Below are 17,331 nucleotides of genomic sequence, written 5' to 3' on the forward strand. Positions count from 1 at the left end.
CCCTACGGTCGCAGGCCTTCGGCGATCTCCCGCAGGGCCCGGGTGGCCCGCCGCTGGAGCCCGGGCCCGAAGGTGATCCGGGTGGCCCCTCGCGCGCCGAGTTCGGCGGGCGAGGGGCCCTCGCCGACCGGGGCGCCCACGTTGATCGGCCCCTGGATGCCGGCCCGCAGCAGTGGCAGCACCTCCGGCGGGGCCCCGATGGGGTAGACGCAGTCGGCGCCCGCGGCGACGTACAACGCGGCCCGCTCCACGGCCTGTCCGGGGTCGGCGACCCCGCGGGCGAAGGTGTCCACGCGCGCGTTGACGAAGAGCCGGTCCGCCGCGGCCGACCGCACCTCGGCCAGCCAGTCGGCGTGCGCACGCGGGTCCTTGAGCACCCCGCCCTCGGAGTCCTCCAGGTTGCAGCCCACCGCCCCCGTCTCCAGCAGCCGCTCCACCAGCTCCTTGGGCGCGAGCCCGTACCCGCCCTCCACGTCCGCCGAGACGGGCACGTCGACGGCCCGGACGATCCGGGCGACCGCCGCGAACATCTCGTCGGCCGGGGTGTGCCCGTCCTCGTAGCCGAGGGAGGCGGCGACCCCGGCACTGGGCGTGGCGAGCGCCGGGAACCCGGCCTCGGCGAACACCCGGGCGCTGGCCGCGTCCCAGGGGCCGGGCAGGACCAGGGGATCGCCGGGCGCCCGGTGGCGGTGCAGGGCGCGGAACACTTCAACCTTGCTCATGGCGTGTACCCCCCAGGCGGGATCCGGCGGCTGACCATCACCCGGTTCCAGTTGTTGATGGCGACGACGAGGCCGATCAGATGGGCGAGTTCGGCCTCGTCGAAGTGTTTCGCGGCCTGCTCGTACACCTCGTCCGGCACAAAACCGGCGGTCAGCACCGTCACGGCCTCGGTCAGCGCCAGCGCGGCACGCTCCCGCTCGTCGAAGACGTCCCCGGCCTCCTCCCAGGCCGCCAGCAGGTCGAGCTGCTTCTCGCTCACCCCGTACTCGCGGGCGATCGCGAGATGCATGTCGAGGCAGAACGCGCAGTGGTTGACCTGCGAGGCGCGGATCACGACGAGTTCGGCGAGGGCCGGGTCGCCGAGGCCCTGCTTGGCGACCTTGCTGAGCGCGGACAGGGCCCGGCCGACCGCCGGGTCCAGCAGCCGTGTCCGGGCCGTCACTTGTACTGGCCCGGCTGGTAGTGCCCCGGCGCCATACGGCACGTCACCCCAAAGCGGTTCCAGGCGTTGATCGCCGTGATCGCGGCGATGAGCTGTGCCAGCTCGGCCTCCTCGAAGTGCTCGGCGGCCTTCTCGTACACCTCGTCCGGCACGAAACCGTCCGTCAGGACCGTCACGGCCTCCGTCAGCTCCAGGGCCGCGATCTCCTTCGCGGTGTAGAAGTGCCGCGACTCGTCCCAGGCGCTGAGCTGGAGGATCCGCTCGACACTCTCGCCCGTCGCCAGGGCGTCCTTGGTGTGCATGTCGATGCAGAAGGCGCAGTGGTTGATCTGGGAGGCGCGGATCTTCACCAGCTCGTACAGCTTGTGGTCGAGTCCCTGCCGGGCGGCGATCTCCAGCCGGACCATCGCCTTGTAGACCTCGGGCGCGTGCTTGGCCCAGTCCAGGCGGGCGGGCTGCTCGGGGGCGTACTCCACGGTCGTCGCGTCATCGGTGTGTGTCGTCATGTCCTCGACCCTAGGAAGGAAGCAGCCCAGGGGTATGGTCCATTTCCATGGCGGAACAGTGGGCCACTTTAGGCATCGATCTGCACCTGGAGCCGACCGGCCCGGGTCTGCGCCGGGGGCTGACCGACGCGCTGCGCGAAGCGGTGCGCTCCGGCCGGCTGGCCCCCGGCACCCGGCTGCCCTCCTCCCGCGCGCTCGCCGCCGACCTGGGCATCGCCCGCAACACGGTCGCCGACGCCTACGCCGACCTGGTCGCCGAGGGCTGGCTCACCGCCCGCCAGGGCTCGGGGACCCGGGTCGCCGACCGGACGGTGGTCCCGCCGGCGGGCACGGCACCCCGCGCCCGCGAACGCGGCCGACCCGCCTACGACCTGCGCCCCGGCAGCCCCGACCTGGCCTCCTTCCCGCGCGCGGAGTGGCTCAAGGCCGCCCGCCGCGCCCTGACCGCCGCCCCCCACCACGCCCTCGACTACGGCGACCCCCGCGGCCGCCCCGAGCTGCGCGCCGCGCTCGCCGGCTACCTCTCCCGGGCCCGGGGCGTACGCGCCGAGCCCGGACGGATCGTGGTGTGCGCCGGCTTCGCGCACGGCCTGAAGCTGCTCGGCACGGCCCTGCGGGCGCGCGGGGCACGGACGGTCGCCGTCGAGTCGTACGGGCTCGACGTGCACTGGAGGCTCCTGGCCGCGTCCGGTCTGCGCACGGTCCCGCTGCCCTTCGACCGACTGGGCACCGACCCGGGCGCGTTGTCCGCCGCCGACGCGGTCCTCCTCACGCCCGCCCATCAGTTCCCCATGGGCGTCCCCCTGCACCGCGACCGTCGCGCGGCCGTCGTGGACTGGGCGCGCCGCACCGGCGGGCTGGTGCTGGAGGACGACTACGACGGCGAGTTCCGCTACGACCGTCAGCCCGTGGGCGCTCTCCAGGGTCTGGACCCCGACCGGGTGGTCTACCTGGGCACCGCGAGCAAGTCGCTGGCGCCCGGGCTGCGGCTGGCCTGGATGGTGCTGCCGCCGGGCCTCGCGGAGGAGATCGTGGCGGCCAAGGGCGGGGTCGACATCTGCGGGGTGCTGGACCAGCTCACCCTGGCCGAGTTCCTCACCTCCGGGGCCTACGACCGCCACGTCCGCGCGACCCGCCTGCACTACCGGCGCCGCCGGGACGCCCTGGTCGCCGCCGTCGCGGCCCGGACCTCCGAAGCCCGGGTCACCGGCATCGCGGCCGGCCTGCACGTCCTGCTGCGGCTGCCGCCTGGCACCGAGCAGTCGGTGCTCCAGGCTGCCCACTGGCAGGGCCTGGCGGTCCACGGGCTCACCCGCTACCGGCACGCCGCCTCGGTCGTCGAGCCGACCGACGCCCTGGTCGTCGGCTACGGGACACCGCCGGACCACGCGTGGTCGGGGGCGCTGGACGCACTGTGCGCGGTACTGCCCGGATAATCGCGCGAATTCTCCTCCGGAATGCCGTCCAACGGATATGGTCACCCCATGAGCGAAAGCACTTCCATATCCCGCGTGGCCCTCAAGAAAATAACCCCCGACGTCTCGGCCGCAATGGGCTCCCTGCACGCCGCCGCCGTTTCCGCGGCCCAGGACGCCAAACTCGAACCGGAACTGCTGGAACTGGTCAGGATCCGCGCCTCGCAGATCAACGGCTGCGCGTTCTGCATCGACATGCACACCAGGGACGCCCGCGGCCAGGGCGAGACCGAGCAGCGCATCTACGCCCTGAACGCCTGGCGGGAGACGCCGTTCTTCACCGAACGCGAGCGCGCGGCACTGGCCTTGACGGAGGCGGTGACCCTCGTCCACGACGGTCGCGTCCCGGACGCGGTGTACGCCGAGGCGGCCGGGGTGTTCGACGAGAACCAGATCGCGGCGCTCATCTGGTCGGCCACGGTCATCAACGCGTACAACCGGATTGCGATAGCGACGCGTATGGCCCCGAAGGGCTGAATGAACGTATGGTGCCGAAAGGCTGAATAAGGCAGCGGAATGTGCGCCGGGTCGAATTCGGCCCGGCGCCCTCGGCATTCATGAATTCAGCCGCCCGGCAGCGGCTCCATCAAGCCGTCCAGCCAATCCCGCCATTCCCCGGCCCGTTCCACCGGAGGCACCCGCATGGGCCGCCCGGTCCAGCCCGTCACGGGCCGGATCCCGTGCAGCGCGTTCACCAGCCACACCTCACGGCCGTCCAGCTCGGCCACGGTCCGCTCCCGGTGCGCGATCCGGATCCCGGACCGCAGGGCCCGCTCCTGGACCAGCCCCGCCGTCACACCCGGCAGGACGGGCAGCCGGGGCGGGGGCAGGCACAGGGTGTCGTCCTCCCACCACAGCACGCTGGCGGTGGCCGACTCCAGCACCGTGCCCGAGGGCGCGATCAGCACCGCCTCCTCCGCGCCCTCGCCGCAGGCCCGGCGGCGCACCCGTGCCAGCGTGTCCAGGTCCGGGCCCTTGCGGCGGGGCGCGGTCCGCGGATCGGACTGGCCCGCCGCCCACAGCCGCACCTCCGCGCCGAGCGGCGGCGCGGGCCGCAGCAGCAGCCGCAACTCCAGCGATCCCGCCACGAGTTCCACCCGCGGGAACCAGGCACCGGTGCGCGGCAGTACGGCGGTCACGTCCCGCCAGAACGCGTCGATACGGCGCGGTTCCGGCCCTCCGCAGTCGCCGCAGGCCCGCGCGAACCGCTCCCGGTGCCGGTCGTACGCCCGCACCCGGCCCTCGCGCACCAGCCACGAGTCCGCGACGAGCAACCGCCCCCCGGCCACCTGGTCCGGGGCCGGGGCCAGGCCACGCCCGGGCGTCCACGTCCACAGGCCTTCCGCCACCGCCGGTGTCGTCACCCGAAGCCTCCTCAGTACTTGCGGCCCGCGACGGCCGGTGCCCCGTGCCGGGGCCCGTACGGCGCGTGCTCCAGCCACGACCCGCACCACGGCAGCACCGGCGCCAGTGCCGCCGCGGCCCGCTGCCTGACCCGGACGGTCCGGCGGCGCGGCCGCAGATGGTCCAGGGCGGCACCGGCGGCGGCACTGTTGAACAGGGCCGCCGCCCGCCGCACGCCGGCGAACCCGGCGACCGCCTCGCCGGTCCCCGCGGCGATCGCCTCCGCGGCGGCCGCCGCGTCCGCGATCCCGCTGTTCATGCCGCGTGCCCCGAACGGCGGAAAGAGATGCGCCGCCTCGCCGGCCAGCAGCACCCGCCGGTGCGGATCGGTGAACGACGCCGCCACCTTGCGCAGGAAGCGGTACGTCGACACCCACAGGATCCGCTCGCCGTAGCCGTCCCCGACGACCGAGGGCAGCCAGCGCCGTACGGCCTCCTCGGTGCCGAACTCCTCCTGCCGGTCGTCGTCCCGGCACTGGAGGTCGACCTGGAAACCCCCGGTGAACGGCACCCGCATCACACTGCGCCCGCCCACCCCGGGATGCTCGTAGTGGAAGACCCGCTCCAGCGGCAGCTCCGCGCCCGGCACGTCGGCGACGTCCACGACGACGTGGAAGCCCTCGCCGTGCGTGCCCTCCAGGGCGATGCCCAGCTCGCGCCGGACCGTGGAGCGGGCTCCGTCGGCGGCGATCGCGAACGCGCCGGACCACACCCGCCCGTCCTCACCGGTCAGCCGGACCTCCGTCTCGCCGGTGCTCACGCCCGTCACGCGCGCGCCCCACACGAACTCCACCCCGGCCTCCGTACAGGCAGCGCGCAGGAACCGCTCGGTGTCCGTCTGGCGCAGGCTGGTGAAGGGCGGCGGGCCGGACGGGGGCGGGAACGTGCGGGAGTACACCTCACGTCCCCGGTAGAGGGTGCGCCTGGTGTGCCAGGTCCGCCCGTACGAGGTGATCTCGGCGGCGAGGCCGGGCCGCATCGCCTCCAGCAGGCCGAGGGTCTCCCGGTGCACGAACAGGGCCCGGCTGCCCGGCCGCCCCCGGTCCTCCGGGTCCGCCTCCAGCAGGACGGCCGGCAGGCCGTGCGCCCGCAGCGCCAGAGCCGCCGACAGGCCCACGGGACCGGCGCCCACGACGAAGACCGGGGTCATGCCCGGACGCCTTCGGCGAGCATCCGGGCGATCTCCACCCGCTTCACCTTCCAGGTCGCGGTCATCGGCAGGTCCTCGAACCGCCACTGCCGCGGCTCGGCCATCGCCGGCAGCCCCGCCGTGGCCCGCCGCCAGCGCTCCGGGTCCAGGGGCCGCTCGCCGCGCACGCACACCACCGGCACCGGCTCCCGGTCCGCGCCCGGCACGATGACGACCTCGCGCAGCTCCTCCAGCCGGGACATCAGCGTGTCCTCGACCTCCAGATTGCTGTGCACGGCGTCGATCTGGTCGACCTCCCGGTCGATCAGGTACAGCGCGCCCAGACGGCTCCGGTAGCCCATGTCGCCCATCTCCCACCAGCCGTCGGTGAGCTGACGGTCGTAGCGCTCCGGCATGCCGAGGTAGGTGAGGATCCGTCCCCGGGTACGGGCCTCGATCCGGCCCGGGGTGCCGGGCGGGACCCGCCCGCCCCCGGCGTCGGTGACCCGGACCCGGGTGAAGCCGGGTATCCCGAACCCGACCCGGCGGCCGTCCGCGCGGGCCGCGCTGCGCCGGGTCACCACCTGGAACGCCACCGGGCCCGTCTCGCTCTGCCCGTACAGCTGGACCAGCCAGGGCGTACGGCGCCGGGACGCGCCCAGCAGCCGCCGTACGGTGCGCGGATGGATCGCGTCGAACGTGGAGCCGTACGCCCGGACCCGGGACAGCGGGGCACCGGGCGCGTCGGCCAGTTCCTCCCACAGCACGAACGTGTTGGGGTGCGTCTCCACGATGCCGGGCCGGTGCCGGACCAGCAGCGGGCCCACCGCCGCCGGGTCCGGGTCGGTGATCAGCACGAGCGGGCTGCCGAAGTGCAGCAGGACGCCGAGCAGATGGTAGAAGCGCGAGTGCACGAACGACATGTGCAGCGCCGCCGGCTCGCCACGCGTGGGCCAGCCCATCGCCTGCTGCGGCACGAGCCGGTTCCACATGGTGTGCGCGCAGTGCACGGCCAGTTTGGGCACGCCGGTGGTGCCCGAACTGTGGGTGATCAGGGCGGGTTCGCGGGGATGCAGCCGGACCGGCGGGGGCGGCTCCACGCCGGCGAACTTCGCCAGGGACTCCGCCCCGGCCGCGTCGTCCACGCAGAGCGTCCGCCGCACGAGCCCGGACAGGGCGAGCGCCCGCAGGCCGTCCAGGGTGGGGCTGTCGGTGATCAGCCAGGGCCTGCGCAGCCGTTCGAGCAACTGCCCTGCCACGGCGGGGGCCAGCGCGGGCGACAGCAGCACGGGCACGGCGCCGATCCGCGCGACGGCACAGGTCAGCAGCATGATGTCGACGTTGTCCGCCTTGTGCACGACGACCTGCTCCGAGGGCCGCACCCCGGCCTCCCACAGCCGACCGGACAGGTCCTCGACCAGGTCGGCCAGCACGGTGTAGCTCAGGTCGACCCCGAGGGCGGGGGCCACGTCCAGCGGCCGGTCCAGGGTGACGAGGACGGCACCGTGCCGGTCGGCCGCACGCCGGAAGACCGGTCCGAGATAGAAGCCGCGTTCGGTGAACAGGGGTGCTCGCATGGGGTCGTTCCTCTCTGCGGGGTTCACCAGGCGCCCCGTCGCACCAGATGGCGGCGGAGCTTCCCGGTCGCCGTGCGCGGCAGCGACGGGACGAAGCTGACGCTGCGGGGGACCTTGAACGCGGCGAGGCTCTCCCGCGCCAGGCCGACGAGCTCGTCCGCCAGGCCGTCCCGCACCGGTGACGCGGGAACCACGAAGGCCCGCAGCCGGCTCGCGCCCCGCCCGTCGGGCACGGCCGCGACCACCACCTCCCGCACCGCCGGATGGCCGCGCAGCACGGCCTCCACCTCCAGCGGGGAGACGGTGATGCCGCCGACCATCTCCATGTCGTCGGCCCGGCCCAGATGCCGGTAGGAGCCGTCCGCTTCGCGGCACGCCCGGTCGCGGGTGGCCAGCCAGCCGCCGACCAGGGCCTGGGCGGTCTCCTCCGGCCGGTTCAGATAGCCGGGCGTCACCGTCGGCCCGCGCACCCACATCTCGCCCTCCTCGCCGTCCGGCACCGGGTGGCCGTCGCGGTCCCGCAGCTCCACCTCGAAGCCCGGGACGGGACGGCCGACGGTGCCCGGGTGGTTGTGGGCGAAACCGTTGGCGCAGAACGCGTGACCGGCCTCCGTGGAGCCGATCTGCTCCAGCACGGGCGCGCCGGACAACGCGGTCACCTGCCGGGCGAGCCCCTCCGGCAGCCCCTCGCCGGCCGACACCGCGGCCCGCACCGAGGCGAAGCAGCCCTCGTGCCCGTGGCCCCGCTCGGCCACCAGCGCGGCGTACGCGGACGGCACGGAGTACAGCAGCGTCACCCGGTGCCGGGCGACGAGCTCGTCGATGGTCGCCGGGGTGGGCCGCCGGTCGACCAGCACCGCGGAGGAGCCCGAGAAGAGCGGGAAGACGAAGGCGTTACCGAAGCCGTAGGCGAAGAACAGCTTCGACACCGACAGGGTGACGTCCTCCGCGGTGATCCGCAGCACCCGCCGGCCGACGAGGTCGTGGTACGTCCGTGGATCGCCGTGCGTGTGCACGACGCCCTTGGGACGGCCCGTGGTGCCGGAGGTGTACTGGACGTAGAGCGGGGTGTGCGCGTCGACCTGGTGGGCGGGCGCGGGCTCGGCGGCGGGGGCGAGCGCCATGAGCTGGTCGGCGCCCAGGCGGGCCAGTCCGGTGAACCGCTCCTCCAGGCCCGGCCCCGTCACACAGAGCACGGCCCCGGTGTCCTCGGTCAGGAACGCGTGGTCGGCCGCGGGGAGTTCGGGGTTGACCAGGACGGCGACGGCGCCGAGGCGGGCGGTGGCGAGGAAGGCCGTCACCCAGGCGAGGGAGTCGGGCAGCGCCAGCAGCACACGGTCCCCGGGGCCCACCCCGTGTCCGGCGAGCACGGTCGCGGCCCGGGCCGCGAGGTCGTGCACCTCGCCGTGGGTCCAGGCCCGGTGCCCCTGGTGGAAGGCGGTCCGCCCGCCCCACCCACGCCGCTCGGCGAGCTCCGCGAGCTGGGCGGCGAGGTTCCCGGGCGCCTCCGCCTCGGCGGGGTGCAGCACGGCCTGCGGACTGGTCATCGCCGCGCCTCCTCGGCGGCCCCGGCCCGGTCTCCCGGCGGGGCCTGTCCCCGGATCCGGTCGGCCGTGTGCTGGTGCAGGGCCCGCATCGGGGCCGCGGTCTTCAGCAGCATCTCCTCGTACTCCGCGTCCGGATCGGAGCCGAGGACGATCGCTCCGCCCGCGCCCAGATGCATCTCGCCGTCGGCGAAGACGGCGGTACGGATGACGATGCTGAGATCCGCGCCGCCGCCGCACCCGAAGTAACCGAGGGCGCCGGAGTACACGCCCCGGGCCTCGGACTCCAGCGAGTCGATGATCTCCAGCGTGCGCAGTTTGGGCGCGCCGGTCATCGAGCCGCCGGGAAAACAGGCCCGGACACAGTCCACCGCGTCCGTGTCCGCCCGCAGCCTGCCCTGAACGGTCGAGACGAGCTGGTGCACGGTGGCGTACGTCTCCGTGGCCATGAGCTTGGAGACCCGCACCGATCCGGTCCGGCAGACCTGCCCCAGATCGTTGCGGAGCAGGTCGACGATCATCAGGTTCTCGGCCCTGGTCTTGGCGTCCGAGGCCAGCGCGTCCCGCAGCCGGGCGTCCTCCTCCGGCCCGTCGCCCCTCGGCGCGGTCCCCTTGATGGGCCTGGCCTCGGCGGTGCCGTCCCGCCCGATCCGCAGGAACCGCTCGGGCGAGGACCCGGCCACCTCCAGCTCGCCGAACCTCAGGAACGCCGCGTACGGGGCCGGGTTGTCGCGGCGCAGCGTCCGGTAGAACGCGAACGCGTCGGGCGGTGCGGGCAGCCGGGCCGCGTTGGTCAGGCAGACCTCGTAACTGGTGCCCGCCCGCAACTCCCGCTTGCACGCCTCGATGTCCGCGAGATACGTCGCCCGGTCCCGCACCAGCCACGGCTCGGCGGCGCCGGGGTCCGCCGGACCCCCGGGCACGGGCAGGGGCGGCCGCTCCGTCACCACGCACGTGAGGTCGGCCAGCGCGCTCTCCAGCCAGTCGGCGGCCTCCCGAGCGGCCTGCGGGGTGTCCTCCGCGAGGCAGACGGCGTACGTGAAGCCCTCCTGGTGGTCCACCGCGATCACCCGGTCGGCGAACAGCCAGGCGGCGTCCGGGGCCGGGGAGCGGTGGCGGTTGGGCGACCCGCAGTCCGCCTTCACCTCGTAGCCGAAGTAGCCGACATAGCCCCCGGTGAAGTCGAACGGCAGCCCGGTCGCGTCCACCCGGCGGCTGGTCAACTGGCGCTTGAGGTAGTCGAACACACTGGCCGCGACCTTCCGCGCCGGCCGCCCCGCCCGCTCGATCTCACAGCGCCCGCTGCCGACGTCGTACCGCACGAACTCGGCCAGCGGCCCGCTGTCGTCCCCGAAGAACGAGAACCGCGACCGCCCCGGCTCCACCAGCGAACTGTCCAGCCAGAACGCCCGCGAAGACCCCGCGTACATCCGCGCGAACGCCGCCTCGGCATCCACCGCACCAGCGATCCGCCGACTGTGCAGCCGGTACCCGACGCGCTGGGGGCGACGGGGGCGGGGGATGGTGGCGGCGGGCGGGGCGGCCGGCACGGAGGGAACCAGGGCGTCGTCGGGCACGGCCCGGGACCGGGGTCCGGCCGTGACGAGGGCCCGTGCCGGTACCGAGCCTGCCGAATCCGCCGCGGGCGGCCGCGACACCCCCGCCTCGCACTCCGGTACCACCACGCGGCGCCGCGCCGACGACTCGTGCGACGGCACCGCCGTGTTCTTCGTGCGCAGCTTGCCGGCCCGCTTCGCGGTCAGGTTGCGGAAGTTCACGAGCATGCGATGGCCGAACTCCGTGAGGACGGACTCCGGGTGGAACTGCACGCCCCACAGCGGCCGGGTGCGGTGCCGCAGGCCCATCAGGACGCCGTCCTCCGCCCAGGCCGTGGCCTCCAGCATCTCCGGCAGCGGCTCGCGGACGGACAGCGAGTGGTAGCGGACGGCGGTGAAGTTCTGCGGCAGGCCCTGGAACAGGTCGCGTTCGTCATGCCGGATCGTCGACAGATGCCCGTGCCGCGGCTCCGGAGCGGGTCCCACCACCCCGTGCTCCCCGAGCGCGATGCCCTGATGGCCGAGACACACGCCGAGCACGGGAACCGGGGAGGTCGCGACCAGCCTGGCCGCGATGCCGAAGTCACGCGCGTCCGCCGGGTGCCCGGGACCCGGGGACACCACCAGGTTGTCGAACTCCCGGAGATCCGGAACCCCCTCGACGGCGGCGTCGTTGCGGACGACCACCGGCTCCTCGCCGTTGACCTCGGCGATCAGCTGGAACAGGTTGTACGTGTACGAGTCGTAATTGTCGATGAGCAGGGTCTTCACCCGCCCACCTCCCTCTGTTCGTTCGCGGGCCTACGTGGCCCGGCGTTTGTGCCGTCCGCGGAGCGCCTGGAGCGACGGGTACAGCCATTTCCTGAAGAAACGCTGGAGTCGCGGCATGAGAATCCAGGTGACCAGGGCCGTCACGCACAGACATAACAACAGCGTGCGGAACAGTGCATTGAGGTCACCGAGATAGGGAAGCACCGTCAGATTGAACAGGAGCACCGGCGGAAAAACCGCGCTCATATTCACGAACCACAGTTTCCATTTCGACGGCGGAGCCGGCGGCGCGGGTGTCAGAGTCTGCGCCTCGAACCAGGCCCGGGCGCCCGGCACCCGCCTGCGCTCCGCCTCCTGGGCGAGACCCTCCAGCCGGGCGTCCCACTGTGCCCGGGAGGGCGATTTCTCCCAGGCCAGGGCCGCACCCTCGCTGGCGAAGCGATAGACGACATGCCACTCCGCCCCTCCGTCGACAAGTACCCCACCCCCCAGAAACCCCGGTTGCCGCGCGGTCGCGCCCAGCATGGCCCACCCCCAGGAGTGGAAGTCGGCCGCCCGGCCCGGCATCACGCGATAGGCCACGGTGACCGTGACGGGATTACTGGTCACGCCGTCCCATACGGAAAGCGGTTCACCCGCGTTCAAGATTCAACAAACAATTTTCCGGCCGTCCGGAACGTGAAGCTTTTCAGCAGGTGGGAAACACCCCCCGATCACCTGGCGTGACCTCTCCGGCAGGCCGGCGTGACCCCTCCGATCGTCCGGGCGCCCCCTTTCGGATCACCTGGGAGCAAGCGCGCTCTCCAGCGCCTCGCCGCACCGGGCGGACGCCCGCGTACAACCAGTACGCGGGTGCGCCCGGCACTCCCCCAGCCTTCGGCCGGGGGTGCCCCCAGAGCACGCACCGGACGCCGCGGGGCCCGCCCTCCGGGCGGACGACGGGACTTTACGGACACCCCCTAGCGCGAGCGCCCGCCCCCGCTCCGGGAGCCGCCCTGCCACCCCGCCGAGCAGCAGCACCCCGCCCGCCGCGGCGAGCATCGCCCACCTCAGCCGGACCGGCCCGGCCTGGTCGCCCTCCACCCCGGACGCCGGCCCCGGCACCGCGAGCCCGGCGCACACCGCCCCCACCGCCGCCCATTCCATGCGGCTCAGCCGCACCCCGAGCGCCACAACAGCGCCACGTCCCCGCCCGGGCCGGTGGCCACCGCCCGCGCGGCCGTCGCCTGCAACACCGTCGCCGTACCGAAGCAGACCGCCGCACCAAGGGCGCAGACCATTCCAAGGATCACAAAAGGACAGGAGGGGCAGGGGCGTGAGCCGGGGGGTGATGCGCGCCCGCTCGCACCGGTCTCTAGGCTGACCGCTCAGCAGTACATGACAGGCATACGTAGTACACGACGGGGACACGGGGAGACACGCGCATGGCTGAAACACGGCGACGACTGCGTTCGAGCACGGTGGTGCTGGGCGGCATGGGTGTCCTCGCGGCGGCCCTGTCCGCGTGCGGCTCCGACCCGGACCGCCGCTGCGTGGACCGGGACAGCTACGACTACCTCAACGGCTACAAGATCGTCGCCGACAAGAACTGCAAGTCCGGCTCCTCGTCCTCCTCCTACGGCAAGGGCCGCAAGAAGACCGGCAAGACGGCCACCACGAACGCCGACTGGTACTACGACGCCGACGTCAGCGGCCGCTACGCCGACAACGGCACCTTCAGCCGCAGCGAGGCCGTCGACCGGGGCGGCTTCGGCTGCTCGGGCTCCGGCAGCGGCGGCGGCTGACCGGGGTCGTACGCACATGGAACGCCACACCATCACCCCGCGCCCCGGCTGGCAGCAGACCGTCGAGGAACAGGGCCTGATCTACCCCCTGACCCGCTACCCCGACGACTCCCTGCGCCCCTACTGGGACGAAAGCGCCTACTACGTCTTCACCCTTCCGGAGATCGAGGCCCTGGAAGAGGTCGTCGAGGAACTCCACCGCATGTGCCTGGCGGCGGCCGGCCACATCGTCGCCGAGGACCGCTTCGCGGACCTGGGCATCACCGACCCCCGCGTGGCCCGCACGGTCGCCGAGTCCTGGCACCGCCGCGCCGAACTCCCCTCCGTCTACGGCCGTTTCGACCTCCGCTACGACGGCACCGGCCCGGCCAGACTCCTGGAGTACAACGCCGACACCCCCACCTCACTGGTGGAGGCCGCGTCCCCCCAGTGGTTCTGGATGGAGGACCGCTTCCCCGGCGCCGACCAGTGGAACTCCCTCCACGAACGCCTGATCGACGCCTGGCGGAAACAGGCCGCCCTGCTCCCGCCGGGCAGCCCGCTCTACTTCGCGTACTCCTCGGCCGACGAACTCGGCGAGGACATGATGACGGTCGCCTACCTCAAGGAGACAGCCGAGCAGGCGGGCATGGAGACCGACTGGATCGCCATGGAGGAGATCGGCTGGGACCGTCTCTCCGGCCGCTTCGTCGACAACCGGCTCCGCTTCATCCGGAGCATCTTCAAGCTCTACCCCTGGGAGTGGCTCACCACCGACCGCTTCGCCGACCACGTCCTGGACACCCTCGACAACGGCGGCGGCACCGGCTCCACCCTCTGGATCGAGCCGGCCTGGAAAATGCTCCTCAGCAACAAGGCGCTCCTGGCCATCCTCTGGGAGCTGTATCCCGGCCACCCCAATCTCCTCCCGGCCTACCTGGACGGCCCCCGCGACCTGTCTTCCGAGGGATGGGTGGCCAAGCCCCTCCTGGGCCGAGAGGGCGCGGGCGTCACGATCCACGAGCCCGGATCCGACCCCGTCCTCCGCGACGAACCCTGCTGCTACCAGCAACTGGCCCCCCTGCCCGACTTCGACGGCAACCGCGTGGTCCTGGGCGCCTGGGTGGTCGAAAACGAGTCGGCGGGCCTGGGCATCCGAGAGTCCTCGGGCCTGATCACGGACGAGTACGCCCGCTTCCTGCCCCACGTGATCCTTTAGGCCAGGGCCGGGGGCACGTCTCTCAGGGGCGCGGGGCTGTGACATATGCGGCTCCGCCGCGTGGGCGCGACCAGCCACAACGCACCCGCACCCGGCAACGCTCACCAACCCGGCAGACGCTTCCCCGACCCAGCCGGTAGGCTGATCGCCGGGCCGTGACTGGCGCGCTGGGATGGACAAACCATCGGGGAGCGGCCCGAGCAGAGAGTGCCGTGCGCCTGGGCCGTACCGTGAACGCTGAACGCAACGTCCGGAGGTCCCACATGCCAGCCGAGCCCCTCTCCACCGCTTCCACCGCCTACCGCGCCGCCCTCGACGTCATCCGCGCCGTGGAGCCACGCGTAGCCGACGCCATCGGCCAGGAAGTCGCCGACCAGCGCGAGATGCTCAAGCTGATCGCCTCGGAGAACTACGCCTCCCCGGCCACGCTGCTGGCGATGGGCAACTGGTTCAGCGACAAGTACGCCGAGGGCACCATCGGCCGCCGCTTCTACGCCGGCTGCCGCAACGTCGACACCGTCGAGTCCCTCGCCGCCGAGCACGCCAAGGAACTCTTCGGCGCCCGCCACGCCTACGTCCAGCCGCACTCCGGCATCGACGCCAACCTCGTCGCCTTCTGGTCGGTCCTCGCCCAGCGCGTCGAGGTCCCGGCCCTGGAGAAGGCCGGTGCCCGTCAGGTCAACGACCTCTCCGAGGCCGACTGGGCGGAGCTGCGCCGCGCCTTCGGCAACCAGCGCATGCTCGGCATGTCCCTGGACGCGGGCGGCCACCTCACCCACGGCTTCCGCCCGAACATCTCCGGCAAGATGTTCGACCAGCGCTCCTACGGCACGGACCCGGCCACCGGCCTCATCGACTACGAGGCCCTGCGCACCTCCGCCCGCGAGTTCAAGCCGCTGATCATCGTCGCGGGCTACTCGGCCTACCCCCGCCTGGTGAACTTCCGGATCATGCGCGAGATCGCCGACGAGGTCGGCGCCACGCTCATGGTGGACATGGCGCACTTCGCCGGCCTGGTCGCGGGCAAGGTCCTGACCGGCGACTTCGACCCGGTCCCGCACGCCCAGATCGTGACGACGACCACCCACAAGTCGCTGCGCGGCCCCCGCGGCGGCATGGTCCTGTGCGACGACTCGCTCAAGGACCAGGTCGACCGCGGCTGCCCCATGGTCCTCGGAGGCCCGCTCCCGCACGTCATGGCCGCCAAGGCCGTCGCCCTCGCGGAGGCCCGCCAGGAGTCCTTCCGCGACTACGCCCAGCGCATCGTCGACAACTCCCGCGCCCTCGCCGAAGGCCTGATGCGCCGCGGCGCGACCCTCGTGACCGGCGGCACGGACAACCACCTGAACCTGATCGACGTCGCCTCCTCCTACGGCCTCACCGGCCGCCAGGCCGAGGCCGCCCTGCTCGATTCGGGCATCGTCACCAACCGCAACGCGATCCCCGCCGACCCGAACGGCGCCTGGTACACCTCCGGCATCCGCATCGGCACCCCGGCCCTGACCACCCGCGGCCTCGGTACGGCGGAGATGGACGAGGTCGCGGCCCTGATCGACCGCGTCCTCACCACCACGGAGCCGGGCACCACCAAGTCGGGCGCCCCCTCCAAGGCGGCCCACGTCCTCGACGCGAAGATCGCCGACGAGATCAGCCACAGGGCGACGGACCTGGTGGCGGGCTTCCCGCTCTACCCCGAGATCGACCTCGGCTGAGATCCGCGGGGCTGACCGCGAGCGGGTCCTCGACGCGCTCACCGATGTCAGAACTCCCGGATCGATCAGCTCAGCCAGTGGCTCCTCACGTGGCGGCGGCCCGGCTTCGCGCCGGGCCGCCGCGCGGCGTATCGCATGACTGCCGCCGAGCCCCGGAACCAGGCCCCCGGCAGCCCACCGGACGCCGCCCTGCACCGGGCCGGACCCCTCCGCGGCGGACAGGTCACCGGTAGGCCCGCCGGGCACGGGGAGGACTACGCCTCCGGCTCGCCGGCGCGTACGCGTGCGATCACCACGGCCTCATCGACGATGCGGCCCCCCCCTCCCGCGTTCTCACACTCTTGTTACACCGCCGAACAGGGATCGGTCCCCACCTGTTTCGGACCAGTTCCGGATCGCCCCACGGGACCTGAGAGAATGGTGGACATGGCCTCTGACCGACCTCGCGTGCTCTCCGGGATCCAGCCCACCGCCGGCTCGTTCCACCTCGGCAACTACCTCGGCGCCGTGCGCCAGTGGGTGGCCCTCCAGGAGACCCACGACGCGTTCTACATGGTCGTCGACCTGCACGCGATCACCATCCCGCAGGACCCGAAGGACCTGCGCGCCAACACCCGCCTGGCCGCCGCCCAGCTGCTGGCCGCGGGTCTGGACCCGGACCGCTGCACGCTCTTCGTCCAGAGCCACGTCCCCGAGCACGCGCAGCTCGCCTGGATCATGAACTGCCTCACCGGCTTCGGCGAGGCCGGCCGGATGACCCAGTTCAAGGACAAGGCCGCCAAGCAGGGCGCCGAGCGCGCCTCCGTCGGCCTGTTCACCTACCCGATCCTCCAGGTCGCGGACATCCTGCTCTACCAGGCGCACGAGGTCCCGGTCGGCGAGGACCAGCGCCAGCACGTCGAGCTCACCCGCGACCTCGCCGAGCGGTTCAACGGCCGTTTCGGCCAGACCTTCACCGTCCCGAAGCCGTACATCCTCAGGGAGACGGCGAAGATCTACGACCTCCAGGATCCGTCGATCAAGATGAGCAAGTCGGCGTCCACGCCGAAGGGCCTCATCAACCTCCTCGACGAGCCGAAGGCCACCGCGAAGAAGGTCAAGAGCGCGGTCACCGACACGGACACGGTGATCCGCTACGACGCCGAGGACAAGCCGGGCATCAGCAACCTCCTCACGATCTACTCGACCCTCACCGGCGAGACCATCGGTGAACTGGAGGAGAAGTACACGGGCAAGATGTACGGCGCGCTCAAGACGGACCTCGCCGAGGTCATGATCGAGTTCGTGACGCCGTTCCGCGAGCGCACGCAGCAGTACCTGGACGACCCGGAGACGCTCGACTCGATCCTGGCCAAGGGCGCCGAGAAGGCCCGCGCCGTGGCCGCGGAGACCCTCGCGCAGGCGTACGAGAAGGTCGGCTTCCTGCCCGCCAAGCACTGAACCCGCTCCCGCGCACAGCCGTACCACCGAACAGCGCTGTACATCACTTCGGTTGCGCCTGCCTGTAACC

General features: G+C 72.7%; 15 protein-coding genes, 1 pseudogene and 1 riboswitch. Of the genes and pseudogenes, 6 read left to right on the forward strand and 10 right to left on the reverse strand.

Annotated features, from left to right (window positions below; translation table 11 throughout):
- Positions 1 to 2: 2 nt before the first annotated feature.
- From CP976_RS26780 to CP976_RS26790, 3 genes are read right to left on the reverse strand one after another with little or no spacing between them, the layout of a single operon-like run.
- On the reverse strand, positions 3 to 722 hold the full coding sequence (locus CP976_RS26780) for an isocitrate lyase/PEP mutase family protein (RefSeq protein ID WP_150482621.1): 720 nt from the start codon (positions 720 to 722) through the stop codon (positions 3 to 5).
- Positions 719 to 1,165: a carboxymuconolactone decarboxylase family protein gene (locus tag CP976_RS26785; protein WP_150482622.1), complete on the reverse strand. Its 447-nt coding sequence runs from the start codon at positions 1,163 to 1,165 to the stop codon at positions 719 to 721. Before CP976_RS26785 ends, CP976_RS26780 begins: the two co-directional genes overlap by 4 nt.
- A complete protein-coding gene (locus CP976_RS26790; protein ID WP_150482623.1) occupies positions 1,162 to 1,671 on the reverse strand; it encodes a carboxymuconolactone decarboxylase family protein in 510 nt (169 codons plus the stop codon). Before CP976_RS26790 ends, CP976_RS26785 begins: the two co-directional genes overlap by 4 nt.
- 47 nt (positions 1,672 to 1,718) lie before the next feature.
- Here CP976_RS26790 and pdxR point away from each other — a divergent pair, with 47 nt between their 5' ends.
- Both pdxR and CP976_RS26800 read left to right on the forward strand, forming a co-directional pair.
- Positions 1,719 to 3,107: a MocR-like pyridoxine biosynthesis transcription factor PdxR gene (gene pdxR, locus CP976_RS26795; protein ID WP_150482624.1), complete on the forward strand. Its 1,389-nt coding sequence runs from the start codon at positions 1,719 to 1,721 to the stop codon at positions 3,105 to 3,107.
- 48 nt (positions 3,108 to 3,155) lie between these two features.
- Entirely contained in the window at positions 3,156 to 3,623 is a 468-nt protein-coding gene (locus CP976_RS26800) for a carboxymuconolactone decarboxylase family protein (protein WP_150482625.1), read from the forward strand.
- A gap of 86 nt (positions 3,624 to 3,709) precedes the next feature.
- Here CP976_RS26800 and CP976_RS26805 read toward each other — a convergent pair whose 3' ends face one another.
- The 7 genes and pseudogenes from CP976_RS26805 to CP976_RS26835 form a co-directional block, all read right to left on the reverse strand.
- Positions 3,710 to 4,510, reverse strand: coding sequence for an aminotransferase class IV (locus tag CP976_RS26805; RefSeq protein WP_150482626.1), 801 nt, complete (start codon positions 4,508 to 4,510; stop codon positions 3,710 to 3,712).
- Between the two features lie 11 nt (positions 4,511 to 4,521).
- Positions 4,522 to 5,700 (reverse strand): FAD-dependent monooxygenase, encoded by a 1,179-nt coding sequence (locus CP976_RS26810; RefSeq protein ID WP_150482627.1) that lies wholly within the window; start codon positions 5,698 to 5,700, stop codon positions 4,522 to 4,524.
- Complete coding sequence (locus CP976_RS26815; RefSeq protein WP_150482628.1) at positions 5,697 to 7,256, reverse strand: class I adenylate-forming enzyme family protein; 1,560 nt, start codon at positions 7,254 to 7,256, stop codon at positions 5,697 to 5,699. The genes CP976_RS26810 and CP976_RS26815 overlap by 4 nt, the downstream gene beginning before the upstream one ends.
- A 23-nt stretch (positions 7,257 to 7,279) precedes the next feature.
- On the reverse strand, positions 7,280 to 8,803 hold the full coding sequence (locus CP976_RS26820; RefSeq protein ID WP_150482629.1) for an AMP-binding protein: 1,524 nt from the start codon (positions 8,801 to 8,803) through the stop codon (positions 7,280 to 7,282).
- Positions 8,800 to 11,127, reverse strand: coding sequence for an aminodeoxychorismate synthase component I (pabB, locus tag CP976_RS26825; protein WP_150482630.1), 2,328 nt, complete (start codon positions 11,125 to 11,127; stop codon positions 8,800 to 8,802). The genes CP976_RS26820 and pabB overlap by 4 nt, the downstream gene beginning before the upstream one ends.
- A 30-nt stretch (positions 11,128 to 11,157) precedes the next feature.
- Entirely contained in the window at positions 11,158 to 11,694 is a 537-nt protein-coding gene (locus CP976_RS26830; protein ID WP_373304872.1) for a putative antibiotic biosynthesis monooxygenase, read from the reverse strand.
- A gap of 390 nt (positions 11,695 to 12,084) precedes the next feature.
- Positions 12,085 to 12,407 (reverse strand): annotated as a pseudogene (locus tag CP976_RS26835) (hypothetical protein); the annotation flags it as partial.
- A gap of 144 nt (positions 12,408 to 12,551) precedes the next feature.
- Here CP976_RS26835 and CP976_RS26840 point away from each other — a divergent pair.
- The 4 genes from CP976_RS26840 (at position 12,552) to trpS (ending at position 17,261) form a co-directional block, all read left to right on the forward strand.
- Positions 12,552 to 12,911 carry a hypothetical protein gene (locus tag CP976_RS26840; protein WP_150482631.1) on the forward strand — a complete coding sequence of 120 codons (360 nt, stop codon included), beginning with the start codon at positions 12,552 to 12,554 and terminating at the stop codon, positions 12,909 to 12,911.
- Between the two features lie 16 nt (positions 12,912 to 12,927).
- Positions 12,928 to 14,109 carry a glutathionylspermidine synthase family protein gene (locus CP976_RS26845; RefSeq protein ID WP_150482632.1) on the forward strand — a complete coding sequence of 394 codons (1,182 nt, stop codon included), beginning with the start codon at positions 12,928 to 12,930 and terminating at the stop codon, positions 14,107 to 14,109.
- A gap of 145 nt (positions 14,110 to 14,254) precedes the next feature.
- Positions 14,255 to 14,340: riboswitch (ZMP/ZTP riboswitch) on the forward strand.
- Positions 14,340 to 15,821, forward strand: a complete 1,482-nt coding sequence (locus CP976_RS26850) for a glycine hydroxymethyltransferase (protein WP_268250141.1) — start codon at positions 14,340 to 14,342, stop codon at positions 15,819 to 15,821. Its footprint overlaps the riboswitch before it by 1 nt.
- 426 nt (positions 15,822 to 16,247) lie before the next feature.
- On the forward strand, positions 16,248 to 17,261 hold the full coding sequence (gene trpS / locus CP976_RS26855) for a tryptophan--tRNA ligase (RefSeq protein WP_086850419.1): 1,014 nt from the start codon (positions 16,248 to 16,250) through the stop codon (positions 17,259 to 17,261).
- The last annotated feature ends 70 nt before the right edge of the window (positions 17,262 to 17,331 follow it).

Source organism: Streptomyces coeruleorubidus, from assembly GCF_008705135.1.
GTDB lineage: Bacteria > Actinomycetota > Actinomycetes > Streptomycetales > Streptomycetaceae > Streptomyces > Streptomyces coeruleofuscus.

What these genes read in the sequence shown, in the direction of transcription:
- CP976_RS26780 (WP_150482621.1), bottom strand. Translation starts at nt 722, where the DNA reads ATGAGCAAGGTTGAAGTGTTCCGCGCCCTGCACCGCCACCGGGCGCCC.
- CP976_RS26790 (WP_150482623.1), bottom strand. Translation starts at nt 1,671, where the DNA reads ATGACGACACACACCGATGACGCGACGACCGTGGAGTACGCCCCCGAG.
- pdxR (WP_150482624.1), top strand. Translation starts at nt 1,719, where the DNA reads ATGGCGGAACAGTGGGCCACTTTAGGCATCGATCTGCACCTGGAGCCG.
- CP976_RS26800 (WP_150482625.1), top strand. Translation starts at nt 3,156, where the DNA reads ATGAGCGAAAGCACTTCCATATCCCGCGTGGCCCTCAAGAAAATAACC.
- CP976_RS26810 (WP_150482627.1), bottom strand. Translation starts at nt 5,700, where the DNA reads ATGACCCCGGTCTTCGTCGTGGGCGCCGGTCCCGTGGGCCTGTCGGCG.
- CP976_RS26815 (WP_150482628.1), bottom strand. Translation starts at nt 7,256, where the DNA reads ATGCGAGCACCCCTGTTCACCGAACGCGGCTTCTATCTCGGACCGGTC.
- CP976_RS26820 (WP_150482629.1), bottom strand. Translation starts at nt 8,803, where the DNA reads ATGACCAGTCCGCAGGCCGTGCTGCACCCCGCCGAGGCGGAGGCGCCC.
- CP976_RS26830 (WP_373304872.1), bottom strand. Translation starts at nt 11,694, where the DNA reads ATGCCGGGCCGGGCGGCCGACTTCCACTCCTGGGGGTGGGCCATGCTG.
- CP976_RS26840 (WP_150482631.1), top strand. Translation starts at nt 12,552, where the DNA reads ATGGCTGAAACACGGCGACGACTGCGTTCGAGCACGGTGGTGCTGGGC.
- CP976_RS26845 (WP_150482632.1), top strand. Translation starts at nt 12,928, where the DNA reads ATGGAACGCCACACCATCACCCCGCGCCCCGGCTGGCAGCAGACCGTC.
- trpS (WP_086850419.1), top strand. Translation starts at nt 16,248, where the DNA reads ATGGCCTCTGACCGACCTCGCGTGCTCTCCGGGATCCAGCCCACCGCC.